Origin of the sequence: Micropruina sp., assembly GCF_027492755.1 — a bacterium.
GTDB lineage: Bacteria > Actinomycetota > Actinomycetes > Propionibacteriales > Propionibacteriaceae > Micropruina.
The window spans coordinates 1-2,619 of sequence record NZ_JAPUED010000064.1; the positions used below are offsets into that span (position 1 = coordinate 1).

The following is a 2,619-nucleotide window of genomic DNA, read 5'->3' on the forward strand; positions in this document are numbered from 1 at the left end:
GAACTGCCGCTCAACGCGCCGCCGCTGGTTGAGCTCGTCGAAGACCCCTTTGCCAGCAACGCGCTATCCAGGTCTCGACAAGCTCGACCAGCGGCGGTCCGAGATCCCGGGGCAAGCCCGGGATGACGATGGCGCCGACAGACGCCAGCGGCGCCGCACCCCCACGGGATGCGGCGCCGCGAGTGACTACGACGATCAGGCGTCGGCCTTCTCCTCGACCACCGGGATCAGCGACAGCTTGCCGCGATCGTCGATCTCGGAGATCTCGACCTGAAGCTTCTGCCCCACGCTGACGACGTCCTCGACGTTCTCGACACGGCCACCGCCGGCCAGCGAACGCAGCTTGGAGATGTGCAGCAGGCCGTCCTTGCCGGGCAGCAGCGACACGAACGCACCGAACGGCATGATCTTCACGATCGTGCCCAGGTAACGCTCACCCTTCTCAGGCATCGTCGGGTTGGCGATGGCGTTGATCATCGACCGGGCGGCGTCGGCGGCTTCACCGTTGTCGGCACCGATGTAGATGGTGCCGTCGTCCTCGATGGAGATGTTGGCGCCGGTGTCGTCCTGGATCTGGTTGATCATCTTGCCCTTGGGGCCGATCACCTCGCCGATCTTGTCGACCGGGATCTTGATGGTGATGATCCGCGGCGCGAACGGGGACATCTCGTCCGGGGTATCGATCGCCTCGCCCATCACGTCGAGCAGCGTGTGCCGGGCCTCGCGGGCCTGCAGCAGGGCGCTGGCCAGCACGTCGGCGGGAATGCCGTCGAGCTTGGTGTCCAACTGCAGGGCGGTGACGAAGTCACGGGTGCCGGCGACCTTGAAGTCCATGTCGCCCAGCGCGTCCTCGGCGCCCAGGATGTCGGTCAGCGCGACGTACTGGGTCACCCCGTCGATCTCCTCGCTCATCAGGCCCATCGCGATGCCCGCGACCGGCGCCTTCAGCGGCACGCCGGCGTTCAGCAGCGCCAGCGTGGACGCACACACCGAACCCATCGAGGTCGAGCCGTTGGAGCCGAGCGCCTCGGACACCTGACGGATCGCGTAGGGGAACTCCTCGCGCTTGGGCAGCACCGGCACCAGGGCACGCTCGGCGAGCGCACCGTGGCCGATCTCGCGCCGCTTCGGCGAACCGACCCGGCCGGTCTCACCGGTCGAGTAGGGCGGGAAGTTGTAGTTGTGCATGTAGCGCTTGGTGTTCTCGGGCGCCAGCGAGTCGATCTTCTGCTCCATGTCGAGCATGTTCAGCGTGGAGACGCCCAGGATCTGGGTCTCGCCGCGCATGAACAGCGCCGAGCCGTGCACCCGCGGCAGCACGCCGACCTCGGCGCTCAGCGTCCGGATGTCGCGCGGCCCGCGGCCGTCGATCCGGATGCCGTCGGTCAGCGTCTTGCGCCGCACGACCTTCTTGGTGAGCGCCCGGAAGGCACCGGTGATCTCCTTCTCGCGGCCCTCGAAGGTGCCGTCGAGCTCGGTGTGCAGATCGGCGAGCAGTGCCTCGGTGGAGGTCTCCCGCTCGTGCTTGCCGACGATGCTCATCACCTGCTGCAGCCGCTCGGTGCCGGCCGCGGCGACCGCGTCCATCACGTCGGGCTGGTAGTCCAGGAAGACCGGGAAGTTGCCCACGCTCTTGGGGAACTTGGCGGCCAGTTCGACCTGCGCGTCGCACAGGGCCTTGATGAACGGCTTGGACGCCTCGAGCCCGGCGGCGACGACCTCTTCGGTCGGCGCGGTGCGGCCGGAGCGGACCAGATCCCAGGTCTGCTCGGTCGACTCGGCCTCGACCATCATGATCGCGACGTCGCCGTCGGCCAGCACCCGGCCGGCCACCACCATGTCGAAGGTGGCGTCCTCGAGCTGGCTGTTGGTCGGGAAACCCACCCAGGTGTCACCGATCAGGGCGACCCGGACGCCGCCGACCGGGCCGGTGAACGGCAGGCCGGCCAGCGTGGTGGACGCCGAGCCGGCGTTGATCGCCAGCACGTCGTAGAGCACGTCCGGGTTCAGCGCCATCACCGTGATGACGACCTGGACCTCGTTGCGCAGGCCCTTCACGAAGCAGGGACGCAGCGGACGGTCGGTGAGCCGGCAGGCCAGGATGGCGGCCTCGCCGGGACGGCCCTCGCGACGGAAGAACGAGCCGGGGATGCGGCCCGCGGCGTACATCCGCTCTTCGACGTCGACGGTGAGCGGGAAGAAGTCGATGCCCTCACGCGGGTTGTTGGACGCGGTGGTGGCGGACAGCAGCATGGTGTCGCCGTCCAGGTAGACGCTCGCGCAGCCGTTGGCCTGGCGAGCGAGCAGGCCGGACTCGAAGCGGACGACGTGCTTGCCGTGCGCGCCGTTGTCGATGATGGCCTCGGTGTACTGCAGATCGGGTCCCTCCACGGGACCTCCTTTCGGGTTTGACCACCGCTGCGGCGTCACGGCCACCCTTCAGCTGGTTACTGAGGTTGCGACTTGAACCCGGTCTTCGATCGAGGCCCGCGGGGCTTTCCGACCCGAGAGCCACTACCGAGGACCGACGATTCACATGCGTTCGCGCGGTGGACGGTGGTGTGGATATTCAGTTGTTTCCCGGTGATCGAGTTCCGTTGGTTGAGCTTGTCGAAACCC

Annotated in this window: 1 protein-coding gene; it reads right to left on the reverse strand. The window is 67.8% G+C overall.

What is annotated here, in order from left to right; all coding sequences use genetic code 11:
* Positions 1 to 195: 195 nt before the first annotated feature.
* Positions 196 to 2,391, reverse strand: coding sequence for a polyribonucleotide nucleotidyltransferase (locus tag Q0066_RS04270; protein ID WP_298130370.1), 2,196 nt, complete (start codon positions 2,389 to 2,391; stop codon positions 196 to 198).
* Between the last annotated feature and the right edge of the window lie 228 nt (positions 2,392 to 2,619).